The 21,770-nt window shown below is 53.3% G+C and carries 19 protein-coding genes; all 19 read right to left on the bottom strand.

The window, feature by feature from the left end:
* Positions 1-229: 229 nt before the first annotated feature.
* The 19 genes from KJ970_11035 to hutI all read right to left on the bottom strand — a co-directional run bounded on the left by KJ970_11035 (position 230) and on the right by hutI (position 21,742).
* A complete protein-coding gene (locus KJ970_11035) occupies positions 230-2,095 on the bottom strand; it encodes an AMIN domain-containing protein (protein ID MBU2691450.1) in 1,866 nt (621 codons plus the stop codon).
* Positions 2,079-2,648: a hypothetical protein gene (locus KJ970_11030; protein MBU2691449.1), complete on the bottom strand. Its 570-nt coding sequence runs from the start codon at positions 2,646-2,648 to the stop codon at positions 2,079-2,081. Before KJ970_11030 ends, KJ970_11035 begins: the two co-directional genes overlap by 17 nt.
* Before the next feature lie 2 nt (positions 2,649-2,650).
* Positions 2,651-3,340, bottom strand: a complete 690-nt coding sequence (locus KJ970_11025) for a type 4a pilus biogenesis protein PilO (GenBank protein MBU2691448.1) — start codon at positions 3,338-3,340, stop codon at positions 2,651-2,653.
* A 1-nt stretch (position 3,341) separates the two neighbouring features.
* The gene (locus tag KJ970_11020) at positions 3,342-3,929 is read right to left on the bottom strand and encodes a PilN domain-containing protein (protein ID MBU2691447.1); all 588 of its coding nucleotides are present in this window, start codon (positions 3,927-3,929) and stop codon (positions 3,342-3,344) included.
* Positions 3,926-4,975 carry a pilus assembly protein PilM gene (locus KJ970_11015; protein MBU2691446.1) on the bottom strand — a complete coding sequence of 350 codons (1,050 nt, stop codon included), beginning with the start codon at positions 4,973-4,975 and terminating at the stop codon, positions 3,926-3,928. Before KJ970_11015 ends, KJ970_11020 begins: the two co-directional genes overlap by 4 nt.
* A gap of 81 nt (positions 4,976-5,056) precedes the next feature.
* Complete coding sequence (locus KJ970_11010) at positions 5,057-5,845, bottom strand: A24 family peptidase (GenBank protein MBU2691445.1); 789 nt, start codon at positions 5,843-5,845, stop codon at positions 5,057-5,059.
* 7 nt (positions 5,846-5,852) lie between these two features.
* Positions 5,853-6,563 carry a hypothetical protein gene (locus KJ970_11005; GenBank protein ID MBU2691444.1) on the bottom strand — a complete coding sequence of 237 codons (711 nt, stop codon included), beginning with the start codon at positions 6,561-6,563 and terminating at the stop codon, positions 5,853-5,855.
* On the bottom strand, positions 6,550-7,326 hold the full coding sequence (locus tag KJ970_11000; GenBank protein MBU2691443.1) for an ABC transporter permease: 777 nt from the start codon (positions 7,324-7,326) through the stop codon (positions 6,550-6,552). The genes KJ970_11005 and KJ970_11000 overlap by 14 nt, the downstream gene beginning before the upstream one ends.
* Positions 7,326-8,264, bottom strand: coding sequence for an ABC transporter ATP-binding protein (locus KJ970_10995; GenBank protein MBU2691442.1), 939 nt, complete (start codon positions 8,262-8,264; stop codon positions 7,326-7,328). The genes KJ970_11000 and KJ970_10995 overlap by 1 nt, the downstream gene beginning before the upstream one ends.
* A 208-nt stretch (positions 8,265-8,472) precedes the next feature.
* Positions 8,473-8,877, bottom strand: a complete 405-nt coding sequence (locus tag KJ970_10990; GenBank protein ID MBU2691441.1) for a prepilin-type N-terminal cleavage/methylation domain-containing protein — start codon at positions 8,875-8,877, stop codon at positions 8,473-8,475.
* A gap of 263 nt (positions 8,878-9,140) precedes the next feature.
* On the bottom strand, positions 9,141-10,559 hold the full coding sequence (locus tag KJ970_10985; GenBank protein MBU2691440.1) for a sigma-54 dependent transcriptional regulator: 1,419 nt from the start codon (positions 10,557-10,559) through the stop codon (positions 9,141-9,143).
* Between the two features lie 11 nt (positions 10,560-10,570).
* The gene (locus tag KJ970_10980) at positions 10,571-12,244 is read right to left on the bottom strand and encodes a PAS domain-containing protein (protein ID MBU2691439.1); all 1,674 of its coding nucleotides are present in this window, start codon (positions 12,242-12,244) and stop codon (positions 10,571-10,573) included.
* Positions 12,222-13,442 carry a type II secretion system F family protein gene (locus KJ970_10975; GenBank protein ID MBU2691438.1) on the bottom strand — a complete coding sequence of 407 codons (1,221 nt, stop codon included), beginning with the start codon at positions 13,440-13,442 and terminating at the stop codon, positions 12,222-12,224. Before KJ970_10975 ends, KJ970_10980 begins: the two co-directional genes overlap by 23 nt.
* Positions 13,443-13,456: 14 nt before the next feature.
* Entirely contained in the window at positions 13,457-14,584 is a 1,128-nt protein-coding gene (locus tag KJ970_10970; protein ID MBU2691437.1) for a type IV pilus twitching motility protein PilT, read from the bottom strand.
* Positions 14,585-14,670: 86 nt separating this feature from the next.
* Positions 14,671-16,395 carry a type IV-A pilus assembly ATPase PilB gene (gene pilB / locus KJ970_10965; protein ID MBU2691436.1) on the bottom strand — a complete coding sequence of 575 codons (1,725 nt, stop codon included), beginning with the start codon at positions 16,393-16,395 and terminating at the stop codon, positions 14,671-14,673.
* Between the two features lie 123 nt (positions 16,396-16,518).
* Positions 16,519-16,902, bottom strand: a complete 384-nt coding sequence (locus KJ970_10960) for a helix-hairpin-helix domain-containing protein (protein MBU2691435.1) — start codon at positions 16,900-16,902, stop codon at positions 16,519-16,521.
* A gap of 27 nt (positions 16,903-16,929) precedes the next feature.
* Complete coding sequence (locus tag KJ970_10955) at positions 16,930-18,687, bottom strand: hypothetical protein (GenBank protein MBU2691434.1); 1,758 nt, start codon at positions 18,685-18,687, stop codon at positions 16,930-16,932.
* Between the two features lie 220 nt (positions 18,688-18,907).
* Positions 18,908-20,350, bottom strand: a complete 1,443-nt coding sequence (locus KJ970_10950) for a hypothetical protein (GenBank protein MBU2691433.1) — start codon at positions 20,348-20,350, stop codon at positions 18,908-18,910.
* A 108-nt stretch (positions 20,351-20,458) separates the two neighbouring features.
* Positions 20,459-21,742 (bottom strand): imidazolonepropionase, encoded by a 1,284-nt coding sequence (gene hutI / locus KJ970_10945; GenBank protein MBU2691432.1) that lies wholly within the window; start codon positions 21,740-21,742, stop codon positions 20,459-20,461.
* Positions 21,743-21,770: the final 28 nt, after the last annotated feature.

The raw sequence follows: 21,770 nt of genomic DNA, 5'->3' as shown, positions 1-21,770 counted from the left end.
CGGGTTGATGAGATCCTGGCCAAGAGACTCTTTGCCACACGGACGCGCTTACCGCGCAGGCTCAAACAATATTACAACCGCACGATTGAGACCCGCTGCATCCCGAAGAACCGCCGTCATGAGCTGAAATACGCCTATTAGATCCGCGGCAAGCCTGAAAAGCGCCCGGCGGCCGCATGGACCGCCGGGCGCTTGACCCCCTCAGATGCAATTTCAGAAGCACAACCGATTAGTTATCCCGAAATTGTTCCTCGGTACCCGGAAGTTGCGCCACGCTCTCGACCAAACTCGGTGTCACAAAGATCATCAACTCCCGGTACTCGTTGACTTTTTCAACCTTCTTGAATAGATAACCCAGCAGCGGGATATCTTTGAGGAAGGGCAAGCCGCGCTCAAAGGTAACGGTGTTCTCGCGAACGAGGCCGCCGATCACAGCCGTCTGATGGGATCCCACCATGACTCTGGTATCCGCCTCGGCTGTCGTGAAGACGACGCCACCTTGAACCGTGGCCTGTGAAGACAAATCGCTGACCTCAGGATGGAGATCGAGTGTGATACGGCCATCCCGGTTCACATACGGCGTCACCTTGAGTGTGATACCAACCTTTTTAAGTTCTGTGGTCGGATTCCCCGCTTCATCCATAACGATGAGGGGGACTTCCTTTCCAACAAGAATACTGGCCGCCCTGTTGCTCACAGTTGTTATAGTGGGGCTCGAGATGATCCGAGCCCTATTCTCGTCCTCCAGGGCTTGCAGTACAGCGTCGAGTTCACCAAAATTATCCATGACGCCAAACTCGAGGTTTCCGGCCGCATCCGCAATATCATCGGAGATGAAATCGAACTGACCTGAAACATTGTCCTTATGGAGATTCGATAGACTCCACGAAATGCCGAGCTGTCGGGCCGTTTTCTCATCAAGATCCACAAGCCTGGCCTTTATCTGAATTTGAATCGTCTCCGTGTCCAATCGACTGACCATTTCGGACAGACTTTCTATCCTGACATCCGTATCTGTGACCAGAAGGGAATTCGTGCGTTCGTCGACTTGCAGGCGCCCGCGTGTACTGAGCAAGAATGTCAAGGATTCCATCAATTCGGAGGCTTTGGCGTATCCCACCGGAATCACTTTTGTTTCCAAAGGCATGAGATCTTCTTTCCGCCTCGCCGCCGCCTGAATTTCCAGCTCTTCGCTCTGAACGGTGTTAAGAGTCGTGACTCGGATGACTCCATCCCCCGGTGTCGCCCGCAAACCTTGGCTTAAACAGACGGCATCGAGGACCTTGGGCCAAGGTAGCTCATTGACTTTTATGATGACGGATCCACGAACATCCTGATCCGCCACAATATTCACCCCTGAAAATTCTGATATCGACCGTAAGACGGCATGAACGCTGGCTCCCTCAACATCCAATGACATGACCCTTATGTCAGACATCCAACTGGCATTACCGGGATCGGCTGATCCCATGGGAGGCGATGCGTCATCGGGACCGCCGCTTGCTTCAAAGGGCTGACTCGCATAACTGAAGGGTGATACAAATGCCACCGCTGCATTTTTCTTTACAAAAGGGGATTTAGAATCAGGAGCGGCATAAGAATCGGTAGATAAGTCTCCCTCAATCTCTGGCGCATAGTCATTCGCTGGTTTTTCAAAAATGGTCTTTTTGTCTGTCTCGCTGAACGGTGTGGCACAAACCGTAAGGCCATTTTCTTTTGGCGTGACTTCCAGCTCAACCGGTCGATCCATTTCTACGACATATCGAACAACCGGAACAATGGGATCGTCTTGATAAACTGTCCAACGCACTCCGATGACCCCTGGAGGCAGCTGGGTCAAGTCTTCCGGCACCACCGGCTGCGCCAACCCCGGCAAATCGACAACGATCCGTGGTGGATCGTTTAATGTGAAAACATCGGCCGGCGATCCCCCATCCCCCGGATACCAACCGGAGAAAAATAGCTCGACACGGTCACCGTCATGTGAAAGACCAACGGTCTCCAGGTGTCCTGTGTTCGCAGCCCCGGCTCCCGCGCCGGCCACGAGAAGAAATCCCGCAACACAGACGCAGAGGGTTCTAGCGTTCCACAGCATGGATCGCCTCCTTTCCAACACTTAGGGGCAGATTAATCGTTTCCCACATACCAAAATGATTGTAGCGAATAGTGATCGATTTGGGCTCAACTGTGACGATCCGGCCGCGCCATACCGGGTCGCCTTCTCTCAAAACAAAATTCTGGCCTCTGGTATTCTCTACCAGCGCAAATTTATCATCTTCCCCCCAGAGAACACCGACGAGAACGAGATTTCTTGGATCCGGCAGATCCGAAAGCCTCTTTTCATCCTCACCATCCGAGAGCAGTGGACTGAATGGATCTCTCCGACCGAGGCTCTCATAAACATACGGCTGCCATCCGGGAAGCTGTTCAAGTTGTTCCCGAAGGGTGAGCTCTTGGTTTGATGGTGGATTCTCCGGCTTCGACGAAGGGATTTCCTGCCTGTCCATCGTCACGACGTTTTTGGCCGATTGAACCGGATCATTCCCTCCAACCGTGGTCGGCTCGGAACCTTCCGGGCTTCCAATGCCGGTGAGACCCATCCCGATGACCACCACGAGAGCGATGATGAGTGGCAAGGCTCTGCGCATACCTATTCCTCCGAGGGGCTACCGTGCTGCGAGTCCCCCTGGCGTCCCGTAAGCTTCTGCTGAACCTGCTGAATCTTTCCCTTCACACCCTTGTCATTTTTATTGGCTTCAACGGTCTTGGGGTCCATTCCCCCCAACGTAAAGGCCGATGAAGTAAATGTCGCTTCCATCGAGGTCTCTTCACTTTGATTATCTATTGCTTCTATTTTGACAAGAGTTATTGTTACCAAACGATCAAGGGCCGATAACTCACCCAAAAATGTCCCCATCTGATGAAAACCGCCCATGACCCTTATCTCTATTGGGTGTTCGGTTACATAGAGTTGGGGTACAGGACTCTTCGGCAAGACATGTACAAATTCGACTCCCGCCGACTGGCCCGCAATCGTGATTTCTCTCAAGAGAGAGACAATCTCCCTCTCTTCCGGAAGGAAACATTTGGCCGTCTCCCAATGACGAGCCAATGTCTCATATTCCTCTTGCAGGAGTTTCAAACGCCGTGCTGCTTGCTGTGCCTGCGTCACCTCACGCGCCAGCCCCTGATATTCCTCTTCCAACGTCTTGATCTCAGAAGCATGGGCTTTGTAACTCCATGGGAACCATGTATTTGCAAAAAACAGGTACCCTATCACACCCAATACAATGATGCTGAATATCGTTCGCTGGTTTTTGGGATCGCGAAGCTCAATCACCCTATGATCCCTCCCCTTCACTGTTGGGAACAGGTTTGTCGGTGAGCGTGAACAGAATTGCGAATTTTATAATCGGCTCTTCTCCGAGCAAATCCCTCTTGGATTCCACAAGATCCACTTTGTAAAACAAATCGGAACTCTCCAGCCGGCCCATTAAATCCGCGACGAGGAGGTTGGAAAATGTAGTACCCTCCAACCGGTACCCACCGCCCGGATTCAATGAAAATTTTGTAAGCCAAAGATTTTCGGGAATGTGCCGGGCAAGTTCATCCACCACCCGGACCATTTCGGTTCGATTCCGACCCAAATCCCTCAAGACGCGCAATCGATCCCGGAGTTCACGTTGACGCGACACCAGATCTTGAACGAGCTGGACCTGCGGCGCCAAACGTGCTTTCTCCACTTGAGTTCTTGCAATATCCTCCTTCAAATTTGCGATTTTTGTCCTCTGCATCAGGACCATACCGCCCAAAGGAAGGAGAATGGCGCAACTAAGAACAATGGGCAGCACTACACCCCACCGGGGGGCGCCGCCGAATCGACCTTCGAGTATTCGTTCCTCTTCCGGGAGAAGATTGACACTGATCACTGCCCCTGTCCCCTTCTCAGGGCCAAACCCACGCCCACTGTTAGTTGGGGTGCAAATCCCTTCGGGTCGGAACCTGCAAATATTTCCGACGCGCATCGAATTCTCTTGAAGGGATCTACAATTTCAACAGACGCGTCTTGCATCCGATTCAGAGTCTCACTGAGCCCCCGAATTAAGGCGCCGCCGCCAGATAGAAAAACACGATGGATGCGTTCAACGTCCTCGGTGGATGTTTGGAGATAGAGCAAACTTTTCTCCAAAGTGTTGCTTAACTCGGCGCAGAATTCTTCGACAAGAGTGTCGAGCTTCATGCCAGAGGAATCCTTTCCACCCCTTAATGCATCCATCGCCTCTTCACGCGTACATTGAAAGGCTTTTTGTACGCCACGAATGAAATCATGGCCTCCTGTGGATGCGTCTTGTGTGTAAAGTGGATTGTTATCCCGTATGATATGGATATTCGTCATTTCGGCGCCGATATTGATCAGCGCGAGAACTTCTTCGGGGTTAATATCATGATTCCATTCGAGGGCATTTTGGATCGCAAAAGCATGTAGATCGATGGCGATGGGCGTCAATCCAGCTTCTCTCAAAAGCTGGGCATGATCACTTATTCTCTCCCGCTTCGCAGCCACCAATAAGACTTCCATGTCACGGGGGCTCACGTCGGGGTTAAGTATTTGAAAGTCAAGGGAGACTTCTTCCATATCATAGGGAACATGATTCTCCGCCTCGATTCGAATCGCTTCGGCGGCTTCCTCGCCTTCCGCTTTCTCCATTCGAATACGTTTAACAATAACGCCCCGCCCGGCAACCGCACTCACGACCCGGCGGTTTTTTATTCCCCGTTTCTCAAAAAGATTCTGGATCGTCTCAGTGACGAGCTGCCTATCCATGACCTCGGAGTCGACTATGGAATCCGGAGGGAGAGTCTCGACGCCATAGTTCAACAAATGAACTTCACCTGCCTTGTTGACGATTTCGACAACCTTTATGGCGTGCGATCCTATGTCTAAGGCAACGGATGATTTGGGACGTAGAGGCACATGCCCTCCCGATGGTTATAATGACTAAGTGCCCGGTAAAGAATGCGACCTGTTTTAATATCGGCCGGTAAGGCCTTTGGGTTAACCACCTAGGGCACGACAAAGTCCACGATAAACTTCCCAAAGATTCTGGCCCCAATAGAGGACCACCCAGGCCGCCGGCGCCAGAAAGGAGCCGAAGGGAAGGGTTGTCTTCCTATCAGCGCGGCCTGCAACGAGTAAGGCCAAGCCCAGGAGACTTCCGGCCAGGGATCCCAATAGAATGACGCCCAGGGTTCCTTTCCATCCCAAAAAGGCGCCGACCATGGCCAGCAGTTTGACGTCCCCCATCCCCAAACCGTCGGTTCCTGTCGCGGCCCTGTAAAGCCACGCCAGGGTCAAAAGACCCAATCCTCCCACAGCGGCGCCTATGAGGCGTGGGAGAACGCCTCCCTCCATCCAGAAGCCGGCAAGAAGGCCCAGAACGATTCCCGGAAGGGTGATAACATCTGGAATGATCTGCCAATCCAAATCGATAAAGAGGACCAGGAGCAGCGCCAGCGCAAAGACGGCGCTAAAGGCGGCGGCCATTGGAGTGGGGGCATTTCTTACCGTAAACCAAAGGACCACGGCGCTGAGGAGTTCCACTACAGGATAGCACCAGGAAATGACCAGCCGGCAATCTCTGCATCGCCCGCCCAGCAATAAATAGGAGAGAACCGGAATATTATCCCAAGGACGGACCTTAGCCTTGCAGCGCGGACAATGAGACGATGGAAAGAGTATCGAACCGCCTTCGGGCAGCCGGACACGAACAACATTCAGGAAGCTGCCCAAGACCAATCCCACGATAATGACAACGACTTGACCCCATCCCGCATGGAACCACATCCAGATATCAATTCCGTTCATTGTCCCCACTCCCGATTTCCGCCTCGTCAAGACGATTCAGCGCTCGCTCCGCAATTTCAAGGACCATTTTATTTTCCGTTTCCAAGCCTACTCGTTCCCATAGTTTACGAGCCGTTTCCGTCTCCCCCAGCTTTTCGTAATTCCAAGCGGCGAAGCGTGTCACCCATTCGGGAGAATCGGGACAAAGTGAGGCCTTGTAAAAGTCATTTGTTGCAGCCTCAAGATTTTTAAGATGTATCATCCTCAAGAAACCGCGTTCAAAGCGGATCCACCATGAGTCGGGCATTGAAGCGATCCCCCGGGTCAGTAGAGCCTCCGCCTTTTGCGGGGATCCAGCATCCTCTGCTAGAATGAGAGCGCCAAAAGCGTAGGCCTGTTCAAAGGTGGGATCGAGACCGGTTATAATGTTAAAGAGATGTTCCGCATAGGGGTAATCCCGATCGTGTATGCGATGTTCCCCGTAATATTGAATCGCCCGCAACCATGCCAGATCCGCCATGAGGGATGGATGGCCCATCCTGAGAATCGGCAGAGCCCGCCCGGATGGGAAGGCCGCCAGTTCCTCTCTCTTGGCAACGATGGTCGCCGCAGATAACTCCCGCGCGGCACAGATTCCCGCCCCGAGGGCTAACATGGCCGGAAGCAAGAAAACCCAGCCGCGGAGCCGTTTTTTCAGCCGTTCATTAACGAGAAACATTCAGCTCCGTCCTTTCCAGTCGGAAAGCGGCGAAAGCGAGGGCTGCGGCAGAGTAAAAGATGCCATAGGTCAGCGCCCAAGGCAGAATTCCGCTCCCTGAAACTTGCCCCAAGGCAACAGGTAAAGAGGTCCCGTAAAGATCGAGCCGCGGCAAGATCGTGAGAAGTATTTGTATAATGTGAATAGCGAAGGCCTGCGACAAAAGGGGAATCAATCCCTCGAGATCGCCGACAGAATGTCCCATCATGGCGATGGCCAAGAGAAGAAATCCGGCTAGAATCGGGGAGGAAAGAGTTCCGAGCAGAAGTCCGACAGCTGATAGGATTTCAAGTTTGACAAATAGCATCAGCCCGGCGATGAGCAACCCCCCGGTCACCGGTTCTCTTATCAACATAAGTGTCAGGGCGATAAGGGCGGTCAACATTGAAACCCAGAGAAACATAAGACCCGAGAGTCCAAGAAATTTCCCGCAGATAAAGGATCCCCGTCCGATAGGGCGGGAGAGGATGATATCCAGGCTTCCCCCCAGCTGTTCGCGATGTAGAAGGGTCGTCCCTACAAATATCACCAGGGCAATACCAAGCACCGTACCAAAGCCCAAACCAAAATCGATGATGATACGTCGCGTCTCCCCCAGGGCTAATTGGGAAAAGATATAGGTCAGAAACATGGAGAGGATTCCCAACGCCGCCACGATGGAAACGACGCGTTCCCTGCGGATTTCAAGAAATGTCAGGCGCGCGATCACAAAAATAGCAGTCATCAAGCAACCCTCTTCTTCTGGATCTTCATTTGTTCCAGCAGACGACTTTCCAAATTATTTGTTCGCGGCTGAATGGAGCGAATGGAGGCGCCCTTCTTGAGAAGATCCGACAAGATCATCTCCAACTCACCTTGCTGCAATCCTTCAAGGACCCACCTTTCCCATCCATCCGTATCTCTTCCGGACATCCGGCCTTTGCCGGGCCGGTATCCTTCAGGGGGCAAGAGCTGGATCTCCATGTCATCCTGAGATTCCCTCAGAATCTGAGACATCGAAGTTATTTCAAGTATTTGACCTTTTGAAATGAGAGCAACCCTATGGGCCAGAGCCTCGACATCCGGCAAAATATGTGAGCTCAGAAGGATGGTTCTCCCCTCGGCCGCCAACTCGGAAATGAATTCTCGAACCTGCGCTCTTCCCAGCGGATCGAGCCCGCTCATCGGCTCATCCAGTATGAGCAATCGGGGTTCCCCTACCAGGGCCTGAGCCAATCCGACCCGCTGAAGCCAGCCCTTCGATAGGCTGCCGAGCTGTACCGAGAAGACCTCATCCAGTCCAAGGCGCTTCATGGCGCTCTGGGTCCGGAACCGCATCTCCTTCTTCGAGGCGCCGGACAGCCGCGCTGAAACATTGAGCATCTCCTCAACCGTCAGCCGAGGATAAAAGAAGAAACGCTCGGGGAGAAATCCCATCTGACGGCGGGCCTCTGGGTGGCCCAGAGGAAATCCAAGGATATGCCCCGAGCCCTCATCGGGACGCAAGAGACCCATGAGGATGCGGAAAAATGTTGTTTTTCCGGCTCCGTTGGGCCCTACGAGACCCAGGACCTCCCCCTCCCTGGCTTCAAGGGAGAGCCCCAGGAGCGCTGGTTTCTTCTTGGCCCTCAATTTTGGTAGGCGGTAGGATTTTTTGAGAAGGTCCACTCGAAGCACTTCCATGGCGCCGGCTCCCGGAATAATCCGTCCCTATTTCTTTGAGCATCGTCCCGGTAAATCGTGACACTCCCTCTCTACTTGTATCGTCAAGTGAACGGCAACGTTTAGGAGCGTCTGGCCTGGCCCGATGCCGGGCGCACCAAAAAGAAACAGCCCGCTGGGACCATCCCGCGGGCTGCTTCGATTGTTGCTCTGCCTGGTTGTGAGTTGATTAACCGTTGGATAGGGTTAGGACGACAGCTGTCTTACCATACCCCTCGATGTCATAAATCCCAGCGGCAAGAATATAGCCCACCTTGCCTTCATCACCAGCGGTCCATCCATCAGCAGCGATGATAGCTTCAGCAGCGTTGGTGAAAGGATTCCTGGGGAATACACCACCGGGGAACATGGTGGCGACGATGGCGGCGGCGTTGGCCGGATAGGTACCGTTATTCTGAACGGCAAAATCTTCCGCGGAGAGTTGGACGGAGTGGGCGTTTCCACGCACACTGCCTTCTTTCGCGCGATCCTGCATTGAAATATAGTTGGGGATGGCGATGGTCGCGAGGATACCGATAATGACCACCACAATCATCAGCTCGATTAGGGTGAAACCTTTCTTGTTCCCAAACATGTCGCGTCTCCTTCTTCTCTTTTCTTAAATTTACCCTCGAGCTTGGGGAGCTGGTAGCCACTCGTCGCTCGAAGCGCCTCAGGGAATTTTGATCGTCCGATAGGTAGGTATTACAACTCTCGTGCCAAACCGAACATCAGATTTACATAAACGGTAACTGTTTCTGGCACAACACTATGGAGACAGCAGACAAGATTTTCCGGTCCTCACTTCATCACATAAAACCTTGCAGGACGCAACGCGCTCCTCAATCTGCATGATATCTAGGCCGCTTCCCGAGTCAAACCATCCGGAGGCGCATCTTCATTCGGATCTCCCGGCTTTGAACCAGGTTGTTGAAGGTTGTAGGTCAGCAGCTTTCTATAAAGTGTCGAAGCGTTGATACCCAGGGTTTCGGAGGCCTTTTTCTTTTGCCAATTGGTATGTTGCAACACCCGCAGGATATATTCCCGTTCCAGCTCCTCAAGAGTCATCACGGGCACATTAATAATGAGGGCGCCCTTGCGGTTGGGACCCTCAAGGACGGATTCAGGGAGATCCTCGGGCTCAAGCACTTCGGCGTCACTTAAAATAACCGCGCGTTCCACCACGTTTTCCAATTCACGAACATTTCCATTCCAGTCATAGCGCTGCATCACTTCCATAGCGCCGCGGGAAAAGCGCCTCTTTTGATTGTCCCTGGAAAAACGGCGCAAAAAATGTTCTACCAATAGGGGGATATCTTCCACTCGTTGCCGCAGAGAAGGAAGACGGACAGGGATAACATTCAACCGATAGAAAAGATCTGTCCGAAAATTGCCTTCCAAGACCTCGCGCTCCAGATCGACATTGGTCGCGGCAATCAGCCGCGCATTGATAGGGATGGAACGTGTTCCACCAACCGGAATGATTTCTCTTTCCTGAAGCGCCCTCAGCAATTTTACCTGTGTCGCCGGGGCCATCTCTCCCACCTCATCAAGGAAAAAGGAACCACCCTCCGCCGCCACAAAGAGACCGGGTTGATCCTTAATTGCTCCGGTGAAGGATCCCTTGATATGGCCGAAAAGACTCGATTCAAGGAGATCCTTTGGGAGCGCGCCGCAGTTGATGGAAACAAAAGGTCCATTGGCCCGTTGGCTCCGGTAATGAATCTCTCTCGCAATAAGTTCCTTTCCAGTTCCACTTTCTCCATAAATCAGAATCGTAGCATCAGTCGGGGCCACCCTGTCCACCATCCGGAGGACTTTCTCCATTTCCTCGGAGTTGCCAATGATCGGCCGCTCCTTATGACTCCGCTTGAGTTCTTGTTTAAGCACCTGATTTTGCGTCTGAATCCGCCGCATCGAGAGCGCGTTGCGGATGACAAGGGTAATCTCTTCGTTCTTCGCCTTCTTCTCAAGAAACTGAAAGGCACCTTTCGCCATGGCCTGCTTTGCCGACGCTTCCGAGCCGAAGGCCGTCAAAATGACAATCGGCATACCCGGCCAAAGAACCTTCGCTGTATCTAGGAGCGTCATCCCGTCCATGCCGGGCATACGAACATCGGTTACGAGGACATCATACGCTTGCTCTTTTAAGCAAGCCAATGCCGAGTCCCCATCCGTCACCGTTCTGACCTCACTGCCCTCTCGTTCTAAAAGGATAGTAAGAAAGCGACGCATACTTTCTTCATCATCAGCTATTAAGATGCGTGGCCTGTCCAAGACGACTCCTCCTATGCTGCTTGTTCTTCGGTTTGTGATAAGGGAAGATCGATTGTCATAAGCGTTCCCTTACCAGAGCGGCTGAGGATCGACAACCGGCCCCCATGCCGTTCTATAACGCGGCGAGCATGGCATAATCCCAGACCCGTGCCTTCGGCTTTGGTCGTGTAGAGTGGCGTGAAGAGATTGTCTACGACTTCACGACTCATCCCGCAGCCCCAGTCTCGAATGCGTATTCTGAAGAAAGGACCCGCGCGTTCTTCCAGAGTCACCCGTATGCCACCCTTCGTTGTGGCTTCCATTGCGTTGAGGAGTATATTCCGCAGGGCCCGGCGCATTTGTTCCCGATCAACGGGAAGCACGTTCTGAATCTTACGGATAAAATAGACATCCCAGGTGATCCCTGCATGCCACCGGGGATTCAACTGGAGCGCTTCCAACTCCTCCTGTATCAATGAATCGATGCACACGTCCTCGATCTGAAGGGCTTTATCTCGTGCCATATCAAGATATGACTCCAGAAATCTCTCCAAGGTCTCCGATTCTCTCAGAATCAGATCCATTAATGAGCTGGCTTCCGGTGGAAGTCTCATTGATGAAAGGAGTTCCGCCGACCCGCTGATCGGCTTTAGAGAATTCCGCATTTCATGCGCCAATCCGGCCGAAAGCCGTCCCAAGGCGGCGAGACGATCCTGCCGTCGTGATAATGTCTCCAGCCGCTTTCTATCGGTGAGATCTTGGAAGAGAATAACGACCCCGCGCGAGACCCCCTGCCCTCCAATGGGCGCCGTGACAATCTCGACCGGTTTGACCCGCGCTGAATCCTCTGAATTCAACCGAATCTCGGTCTCATGACACCACTGCTCCCGCTTTTCCTCCATGGCCCGCCGCGCGAGATCAGAGATAGCGCCGCCGCCGTATTTATCAAGAGTCTCCAGCCGCTGTGGATAGGGTGGGGTGAAACCATGATCAACGATGGATAAAATTTTCATCGCAGCTGGATTCATGAGATGAATGAGTCCGGTCTCGTCGCAGGTTATAACACCCCATGGTAGATGGTTCAGTATTGTTCCGGCCTCTAATTCCGTCTCTTTCAATCGCTGCCGCGTTTCAATAATTGCTTTCTCTTTCCTGCGTCCGAGCGTCGCCAGTGACCCGGAGGCTAAACCGAGCCCAATTAAGAAAAGAGCCTGAAGGGCAAATCGGGTGATCGGTATGGGAAAAACGGCCGTAGCCGCCATCGGCTCTTTGGCCGGCGGCGTCAGCCATGCCAGACCCAATGAGGCTCCAGCAGCCAGTATCCCGAAAGAAAGTCCCCCGCCCAGCGCCAGCAAGAGACCGGCGCAGAGAACGCTGAAACCATAAAGAACAAAAAAGGGAGATTGATGAGCGCCTGTTTTCAGAATGATAAAGGTTTCGATGAGAACGTCGGTAAGAAGAAGCCCGGTCAATGAAATCGGCTCACCCGAATCCCGTCGCAGGAACCCCAAACTGAGGAGGCTCGTTAAAATGAGAAGTCCTGCTATAAAGAGGATCGATTGATCGGACACACCCATGGGATGGAGCAGAAACGCAACTCCCAACCCGAGGATGAGACGCCCGATGATATAGGAACGAAACGGAAGAACGCTGGTTTGGGCCTCCCGATCCAAAATATCCCCTTTAATGCCCACCCGTAACCACATTGGCCAATTTGAACATCGGCATATACATCGCGACGACCATGCCACCGACAACCAACCCCATAAAGACAATCATAATCGGTTCAATGATCGATGTGAGCGTATCCACCGCCGTATTAACTTCCTCATCATAAAAATCTGCGATCTTTCGGAGCATGTCATCCAAGGCGCCCGTCTCCTCGCCTACAGCGATCATCTGCACAACCATCGGTGGAAATATTTTCGATTGGCGGAGAGGCTGAGCGATGGTCTCCCCTTCCCGAATCGAACCACGGGTGGCGAGAATTGTCTTTTCCACCAGCATGTTTCCGGCGGTTCTCGCGGTGATATCCAAAGCCGTGAGGATGGGAACGCCGCTTGAGATCATTGTTCCCAAGGTGCGCGTGAACCGCGCGACAGAGGCCTTTATCAATAGGGATCCAAAAATCGGCAATTTCAACAATATGGTATCAATGCGTAAACGTCCCGCTGGTATTTTATAGGTTCTCTTGAAACCAAATATAACACCCGCGATCATTGCCAGAAGCAACCACCAATAGCCCTTCAAAAAATTACTCATGCTGATGACAACTTGTGTGGGCGCCGGTAACTTTCCGCCGAACTCAGTAAACACCTTCGCAAAAGTGGGAATGATAAAGAGCAGCATGAAAACCGTCGCTCCGATGGCCACGCTGAATACAACGGCAGGATACGTTAGAGCGCTCTTCACTTTTCTTTTCAGAGCCACCGATTTCTCGGTGTAGGTAGCCAGCCGGTCCAGAATAATATCCAGGATACCGCCCGCTTCCCCTGCTTCGACCATGTTGACAAAAAGTGAATCAAAGGCGTTCGTGTGATGGCCCATAGATTCAGCCAATGTATTTCCACCTTCGACGTCCCGTTGTACCTGGCCGATTATATTCGCAAGCTCTTTATTCTGTGTTTGCTTGGTCAAAATATCCAGGCACTGAACGAGCGGGAGGCCGGCGTCGATCATTGTAGCGAACTGTCTCGCGAAGATAGCGAGATCGGATCCCTTTACCGTCGAGCCTCTGAGAGAGGCCAATGAAAAGGTCGGACGGGTCTTCTTCTGCTTAATTTGGGAGATGACAATCCGCTTGCGCCGCAGCTGTTGAACAGCTTCCTGCTGGTTCGGCACATCTATCTCACCGGATTGTGTTAGACCGGCTGCTGTTTTACCCTGCCAAACAAAGACTGCCACCCGAAGCCCTCCTCTTAGCTGGCGCGTGCCCTGACATTCGCCTGATGCCGAGGAATGATTGGAGATTTAGCAATGAGCTGTTCCAGCTCCTGCATGTTGGGACTGCGGGAGAGCGCATCTTCCACACGAATTCTGCCTTGCATCACCGCTAGGAAGAGTCCCTGATTCATTGTCTGCATGCCGTATTTCTGCCCTGCCTGCATGAGGGTATAGATCTGGTGGATCTTTCCCTCGCGGATCACTGCTGAGACGGCCGGTGTACAGGTCAGGACTTCCGAAACATTGATCCGGCCCTTGCTCGCTCTTTTCGGCAGAAGCTGCTGCGTTAAAACACCCTTCAGAACGAACGCCAATTGGCTCAAAATCTGGCGTTGCTGGTTTGTCGGAAACACATCAACAATTCGGTTTATCGATTCATAGGTCGAGTTTGTATGCAGGGTGGCAAAGACTAAATGCCCCGTTTCGGCAATTGTTAGGGCCGCCGCAACCGTTTCAAGATCCCTCATCTCACCAACGAGGATGATGTCGGGATCCTGCCGCAGAATATACTTCAGCGCCTCGGGGAATGATCCCGTATCGGCATTGACCTCCCGCTGATTAACGATGCACCGATGGTGTTGATGTATGTACTCGATCGGATCCTCAATCGTAATGATGTGGCCTTGTCTGGTCTTGTTGATCCGGTCAATGACGGCCGCCAATGTCGTTGATTTACCACTGCCGGTCGGGCCGGTCACAAGAACCAGGCCCTGCGGGAGTTCGGCAAATGTGGATACCACCTTCGGAAGGCCAAGAGATTCCATCGTAGGAACCTCGTAGGGAATTCTACGAATGGCCGCCGCGACCACACCCCTTTGAAGAAAAACATTGACTCGGAACCGGCTCAAATCTTGAATTCCGAAAGAGAGATCCAGTTCCCGTGTCATTTCAAAACGTTTTCTTTGATCTTCCCTCAAGGCGCTGTAAACAAGCTCCTGGCACAACTCTGCCGTTAACGTTTCATAACCCGTCGGGACAATGACTCCATCAATCCGCAGCTGCGGTGGAATACCTACTGTCAGGTGAAGATCCGAGGCCTCACGTTTAATCATTTCCTCTAGAAGCACCTGCAAGGTCAGCACAGATTTACCCCCCCCATCCATTAGAAGCGGACCGGGAACAGTGTCATCCCCGTATTCATAAGTGTCGGCAGATGTACGGCAGCCCTTGAGTTGGGGACACCAGATTCTTATGCCGCCTTCCTAAGTTCTTCGAGCACTTCCTCTTCATCAGATGAGGACTCCTTGAGAACTTCTTCAGGTGAGGTAATCCCCGCTTCCATTTTTAGTAAGGCATCCATTCGTAAACTCAACATACCCTCTCTCATAGCCTGCCGCTTTAATTGCAGTGCCGAACCTCTTTCCAGCACCATCTCGCGAAGGCGGGGAGTCATGGGCATCACTTCGTAAACTCCAACACGGCCCTTATATCCCGTGTCGTTGCACTCCATGCACCCCTTTCCCCGGACAATGTTGGCCGATTTCAGCCGATCGAGAGGTATTTGGAGTTCGTGGGCTGTCTCCGCATTAAGCACCACAGGTGCCTGGCAATGCTTACAGACTTTGCGCAGCAGACGCTGGGCCAGAATAATGTTGATCGATGATGAGATGAGAAATGGTTCCACTCCCATATCGATGAGCCGGCCAATAGTCGAAGGGGCATCATTTGTATGAACAGTCGAAAGAACCAGGTGGCCCGTTAAGGCCGCCTTTACCGCGATGCCCGCGGTTTCGCCGTCCCGAATCTCACCGACCATGATAATGTTCGGATCCTGCCGGAGAAAAGCCCGCAGCGCCGACGCGAACGTCAGGTGAACCGCCTCATTGATATTGACCTGATTGATGCCGTCCATATTGTATTCTACCGGATCTTCAGCCGTCATAATGTTGACATCCGGTTTGCTGATCTGGGTTAGGGCGGAATATAATGTTGTCGTCTTTCCGCTACCGGTCGGCCCCGTCACCAGTACAATCCCAAAGGGTGCCTTGATCGCCTTTTCAAAATGAAAAAGAGCCTGTTCCTGAAAGCCAAGCCGCGTGAGATCGACATTCAAATTCGATTTGTCCAAGATTCTCATCACGACCTTTTCACCATGAACACAGGGCAAGGTCGAAACACGGAGATCAACGACTTTATTTTTCAGGCGGATTTTTATGCGGCCGTCCTGAGGAATCCGTTTTTCGGCGATATCGAGATCCGCCATGATTTTTAATCGCGAGATAATGGCGGATCGAAGTCGGAAGGGAGGCCGCATGAGCTCATAAAGCGTTCCATCGATGCGGAAACGGACCCGCAAAACTTTTTCGTAGGGTTCAATATGGATATCCGACGCTCCCCGCCGCACGGCATCGGAAATGAGTGAATTGACAAACTTGACGACCGGAGCCTCATCCGCACCGACATCCCCCTCGGACCCGTCTTCCTCCGCCTTGTCGTCCACAACTTCGACATCATCTTCGATCGACTTCATCACATCAGCCATTGATTCGGCTTGATCGTAATAACGGTCAACGGCGCGACGGATCTGTGTCTCAGTTGTTACAAGCGCTTGGACTTCCAAACCGGTGATGAACTTTATGTCATCGATTGCAAAGAAGTTTCCGGGATTGGCCATCGCTAATGTCAGCTTTCGGCCTTCTCTTTTGACCGGAAATACCTGGTATTTTGTGGCGACCGATGCCGGAATTAATTTAATCGTCTCCTCGTCAATATCCGTGTTATCCAGATGAATTCCGGCCGATCCAAAATGTGTGCTGAGAAATTTGACAAGATCCGCTTCGGTCAAAATCCCCATCCGAAGAAGATGAGATAGAGCAGACCCCCCCTCATTCGCTTCCAGCCGCTGTGCGGCCCGAATCTGTTCTTCTTCAAGGAGTCCAATCTCTAGGAGTTTGAGAATGATGTCTTGCTTCACCAAAGCTCTCCCTGCTTGGATGTTGAAAAGTTCATTATGAGATCAGTCCATTCCGGGCAGCATCCGCCCTCTTGATAGGAAGACGTTTTCCCATCAATCATCTATCACTATCGGTCAGTCGGCCTAAAAACTTCCGCAGGAATCGGGTGGGGAATTTTTGTCGATGCAAAGATAGGGTTGCAAACGCTCCAACGTCTTCTCGCCGACACCCCGGATCTGCAAGAGTTCTACGACATCTCTGAAGGGCCCTCTCTCCCTCCTGTAATCGAGGATGCGGCCGGCCATGGCGGGGCCGATACCCGGCAAAGACTGCAAGGCCCGGGAATCGGCACGATTCAGGTCGATCTTTCCTTGACGGATGGGAGATTCTTCAATCGGTGGCAGTTCCTGCCGGACAGGAGGAGTTTCGATCGCCGGTCTTATCCCCAAGAGATCAATAGCATAACCAAAGGCCAAGAGAAGAATGAGGGCCAGCAACAACCGCCGTTCCGAGGATGTCAACAACATCGATCGGCCGATGGGATCCGCTCTGGATCAGTTATCGAAGTGCCAGGTAATTCCAGCTGACGCGCTCTGAAGAGGCCGCGACATCCAGCCCTCGACATAGGATGAGGATTCCCGATAATCATCCTCCAGATTTTTGAAGAGGAGAAACCAGGAAGCCTGCCCGATCCGCCCCCGCACCTCTCCCTCCAGAATGTCATCCCAAGGCACCTCCCCGTAGGGGGTATTCCACTTATCCCGGCCGATCCAGGTGATCCTTGTGTCAAGCAGGAGGTCCCCCCCGAACAGGGGCGCCCTCCAACCCAACGTGATGAGACTTGTCCATGCGGGCAGCCAGAATCTTTCGAGGGGATCGGCGGGTGAAAGGATCCGAGTCACGCGGCCGCTCAGCTGGAAATTCCAAGGCAACCCCAAATGAAGCCGGCCCTCCAGGGCCAACCGATCCCAGTCGCCCATGGCGGGATCCAGGTTTTCCAGGGACTCGGTCGAGACAAAAAGAATGGGCCATGGTTTATAATGATCCTCAAAGAATGTGGCTATCTCAATGATTGGATTACTGTTAGCCAGCTCTCCATGCCCTGCTCCCCGGCCGGCGTAGCCCCAGCCGATTTCCCCATGATGCACTCTTTCCAGCTCTCTCCCCCGTCCCATCCAGTCTGATGGAGCCCCGCGCAGGAGGATTTCCGAATAGGCATTGGATTCGGTGGGCACCATTGGGACCTGAACCGCACTCCATAGATCGCTTTGAACGATCCAGTCCCCAAACCGCCCTCGATAACCCATCGAACCCACCGGCTCGACCCACGTCTGATCGTATCGCCGGACCTCCAGACCGGTGGAAAGACGAATCCGCGACGATTCCGGCCCACCCCTCCATCCCATCGCAAAAGCTATGCCGACATCCTCTGTGGTTCGGGTGGATGCGGCAGGAATATCCCACCGACGGTGACTCACGATTCCCCGGCCGGAACCCTCGAGCCGTCCACCCAATCCCGCGCGCCTCCAAAAGAAGGAGGCATCATAAATTTCCTCACGCCGGCGGGTTCGTCCCTCGTAGTCATACCAGAGAAACTGGCGTACTGATCTCTGGAAACGCGCCTCAACATCCCCATGATGTCCCAATGCAAAAGCGGATTTGGCCCGCAGCTCATTTGTGTCCCATCGAAGTTTTCGATTCCCGATCCACCAGACTTCCGAGCTGTTTTGAGCCCATTCCAGTCGATGGCGGCTCCGGCCGATAGGCCGGTTGAGGCGGAACAAAAGATTCTGACCACGGTGGGGTCCGATGAAAACTCTTCCATCAGAACGGGAATCAGAGTAAAGGAAAGCCAAACGGGAGCCCTTGATAAAGGGGCGTTCAATCCAAGCCTCCTCCGTCGTTGTTCCATAAGGGCCTGTTGTCAAACGGAAACCGCTGGGCAACCCTGTTTCGGCACTCATGCTTTCCAGATAGAGAATACCCGAAACCCCGGTGGCAAGCGGCGCCCAAACGGGATCGTAGGGAAGCAGGGAGATTGAGTTTAACAATAAGGGCGCTTCCGTCGGCAGATGGTCCCAAGGGGCCGAGGGATCCTGAACGGGCGCTCCATCCCGCAACTCTGTCCACATTTCCCACCCCAAACCGGATCTGTAGAATCGTTCCGGCGCGCCCATGGATCCAGACAACTCTCGATTGATCAGAAATTCGCGATAGATCTCCTCGTCGAGTCCCTGGCCGGCAACATCTTGCAGGGCCGCAGAATCCAGAACAGCTCCAAACCAAGCAGCGGGGAGAGAATCCGGCCTCAACAATGGAAGTTCAACCGGCGGAAAGGAATGTAATACCATTGTGTCTGGAGAGGCGGTCTCCAAGCTGTCAGGAGCCAGAAGAGAATCGGCTGCGGTATCTAATTTCTCTGTTGGAGTGATGTGTGCTTTGGGAGATTTCCTTGGCTTTGGCTCATCGGCCGCGGCGGTGAGAAGATTGCAATAGAAATACAGGGAACAGAAGGCTAGATAGTAGAAAATCCTAAGAGGCTGAAGAGGATTTCTCCTTGGAGCTTTTGCACCGTTCTTCCAACTCCCGGCAACGCATCTCCAAATCGTGGTCCAATTTCGACGATTGCAGGGCTCGGTCCAGTTCCTCCAAAGCTTCATTATAGAGCCCCATTTCATGATGAGAGAGCGCCAAAGTGTAATGGCTTTCCCCATCCTCCATCGGAATTTGTTGTACAACTTGCTCCTGAAAATCCCTAAGTAATTCCTGCACATCCAGCATCGGCGCATTGGGCTGGATTTTGGACTGATTCGTAACCACGACAAAGGAAGGTTCCGATGCCCTCGGCGGCGCTTCAATGCGCAAACGCGCCTCGGTATGATTTGAATCCAATCCCAGAATCTTATTCCAACACTCCAGTGCCTTCGATTCCACGCCATGCGATTCGCAATAGAGCGCCAAGCGCTCTAAAGCGGTAATCGTCAAAGCATTATTGCCAAGCTGCCGGTACCCTTCAATGAGTTTCTCAAGAACAGAGGGCCGCTCTTCATCCTTTGAGAGAATCCCCTCCAGGAGCGAGACAGCTTCCAGCCAAGATTCATTCTCGAGGGCTGCTTGCGCCCGTTCTTCAAGATCTTTCGAATCAGCGGCCGGGGCGGCCGGCGGAACCAGTTGGATGTCGCCATGCACGGGGCCGGAAGCACGACGGTTCGAGATTTCTTTAGCGGCTGAATCAACCAAACGCAGACCCGAGGTCTCTGGAACCTCTTCCTCCTCCGGTACCGGTGATTTTGGCTCTGAACCGGCGCCCGTGGCGCCTAATCCGCTGGGGACATCCTCCCATTCAGCATCCTGATCAAGTGCCTCTTCACACCGCGAGCCGGGCTTCAATTTTTCGGCTCTTCCCCGCGCCCGTTCAGCCTCCTCTACCTTGCCTCCCTTCATCAATAGGCCGGCCAGGACATGAAGTTCCCGAGCCGCCTCATCGATGCGGGCACTCTTCTCGTACAGATCAACGAGGGTCAGAGAGAGATCCGGAGAGCGCAACCCCTTTGTGAACAAGGTTTCCAGAAGCTCTATATATTCAGGGTCCGGTGGACTTTCGGTACGAAGGGTCTTTTGGAAAGATCGGGCATATTCCGCCGCTTCAGCGCCGAAACCTTCGACGACGTGGAGATGGGCCAGCCGCAACAAGGTGGTTCCGTCGGTCTCCCCCATCCGAACCAACTTTTTTGTGGTTCCGATGGCACTACGAATGAATCCAAGACGTTCATAGAGTTTTGAAGCCTCCTCATAATGAGACCGGGCTTCCTCTCTACGGTCAAGGCGTAGTAGGAGATCGCCGACGGCGACAAAGTCGTAGGGATCGGGCTCGTTGGAGGATAGAATCCTCACCCAATCCCTGAGGGCTTCCTCGAGACGACCTTCTTTCTGCCGTTGTTGTGCTTGGCGCCTGAGGGCGACGTTTTTTTCCAAGGCGTTTCCCTAAGGTAAGGTCCTGCCATTTCTTCCGGAACCCAATCCGGTTGGGATTCGTCTCAACTTATCGTCCACCTGCCCCTTCTTCTCGATCTCTTTTGCCACTCAAATCGAAATCAATTGCCCATCCCGGAAGACGCCCTTGCCGTCAATGAAGAGATCCCGGACGTGACTGACCCCGATATGGTAGGGCAGGGTCGCATAGGATGGGGCGTCTAAGATCTGAATGTGGGCCTTGTTACCGACGGCGAGGCTTCCGGCCTGTTTCTCTATCCCCAGGGCGGCAGCCGCGTTCCGGGTCGCCGCGGACAGGGCTTCCGCCGGCGTCAAGCCCATCTGGAGACAAGCAAGGCTGATGACAAAGGGCATCGATTCGGTCATTGAGGAGCCGGGATTGCAATCCGTCGCGAGAGCGACCGGAAGATCCATCTCAATCATTCTTCTTGCAGGGGCGTAGGTTTTAGAATGGAGACTATAGCTTGTCGCGGGGAGCAGAACCGGAATGACTCCACCCTCTTTCATGGCCCGCAGGCCGTTATCCGACGGATGAAGGAGGTGGTCGGCTGACACGGCGCGCAGTTTTCCTGCCAACTCGGCTCCGCCCAGGGGCGACAGTTCATCGGCATGAAGCTTGGCCCGCAGCCCATAGCGCGCGGCCGCGTTAAGAATCCTCTCTGATTCAGCGACGGAAAAGACTCCCTCCTCACAAAAAACATCGCAAAACTCGGCCAGGCCTTCTTCCGCGACTCTTGGGATCATCTCGTGGATGACGAGATCGATATATTCGCTTTTACGGTCGCGGTACTCATCGGGCACCTCATGCGCCCCCATAAAAGTCGCGTGAATTTCAACGGGGACACGTTCGGCCAATTTCCTAATAAGCCGCAGAGCCCTGAGTTCCTGATCGACCGAGAGAGCATACCCCGATTTCACCTCAATCACCGCCGTCCCAAGACCGATCATCCGATCGATCCGGCGATGACTCTGGCGGAGAATCTCCTCGTCCGAAGTTTGCCGAAACATGCGGACGGAAGACCGGATGCCTCCCCCGGCTTGGGCTATCTCCATATAGGTTCGGCCCCGCAGTCTTTCCTCAAACTCCCACTCGCGACTTCCGGCAAAGAGGACGTGTGTATGCGGATCAATGAAGGCCGGGATGACCGTACAGCCGCTCGCATCAACCTCGACCCCCCCGGTTTGAAGCCGGGTGCGGGACAGTACGTCGGATGTCTCACCCACCGCCACAATGCGACCCTTCAAAACCCCAATGGCACCGTCTTTTACGAGAGTCCAAAGATCCATCCGCCGGCCCGGCAGCGGCCCCTCCTCGCCATCTGATAGAGGCGCCATTTGCCCGGCATTGCGGATCAACAGATCGACATCCTGCATGAGAGTTCCCTCCCCTCTCAAACCGGCC

It is taken from the genome of Candidatus Eisenbacteria bacterium (assembly GCA_018831195.1).
In the GTDB taxonomy this organism is placed as follows: Bacteria; Eisenbacteria; RBG-16-71-46; order CAIMUX01; family JAHJDP01; genus JAHJDP01.
Note: the sequence above shows the minus strand (reverse complement) of the source record. Positions and strands in the feature narration are given on the sequence as shown.

Excerpts from the sequence above, each read along its gene's own strand:
- KJ970_11035 (MBU2691450.1), bottom strand. The coding sequence starts at position 2,095 with ATGCTGTGGAACGCTAGAACCCTCTGCGTCTGTGTTGCGGGATTTCTT.
- KJ970_11030 (MBU2691449.1), bottom strand. The coding sequence starts at position 2,648 with ATGCGCAGAGCCTTGCCACTCATCATCGCTCTCGTGGTGGTCATCGGG.
- KJ970_11010 (MBU2691445.1), bottom strand. The coding sequence starts at position 5,845 with ATGTGGTTCCATGCGGGATGGGGTCAAGTCGTTGTCATTATCGTGGGA.
- KJ970_11005 (MBU2691444.1), bottom strand. The coding sequence starts at position 6,563 with ATGTTTCTCGTTAATGAACGGCTGAAAAAACGGCTCCGCGGCTGGGTT.
- KJ970_11000 (MBU2691443.1), bottom strand. The coding sequence starts at position 7,326 with ATGACTGCTATTTTTGTGATCGCGCGCCTGACATTTCTTGAAATCCGC.
- KJ970_10995 (MBU2691442.1), bottom strand. The coding sequence starts at position 8,264 with ATGGAAGTGCTTCGAGTGGACCTTCTCAAAAAATCCTACCGCCTACCA.
- KJ970_10990 (MBU2691441.1), bottom strand. The coding sequence starts at position 8,877 with ATGTTTGGGAACAAGAAAGGTTTCACCCTAATCGAGCTGATGATTGTG.
- KJ970_10980 (MBU2691439.1), bottom strand. The coding sequence starts at position 12,244 with ATGTGGTTACGGGTGGGCATTAAAGGGGATATTTTGGATCGGGAGGCC.
- KJ970_10970 (MBU2691437.1), bottom strand. The coding sequence starts at position 14,584 with ATGGATGGGGGGGGTAAATCTGTGCTGACCTTGCAGGTGCTTCTAGAG.
- KJ970_10960 (MBU2691435.1), bottom strand. The coding sequence starts at position 16,902 with ATGTTGTTGACATCCTCGGAACGGCGGTTGTTGCTGGCCCTCATTCTT.
- hutI (MBU2691432.1), bottom strand. The coding sequence starts at position 21,742 with ATGCAGGATGTCGATCTGTTGATCCGCAATGCCGGGCAAATGGCGCCT.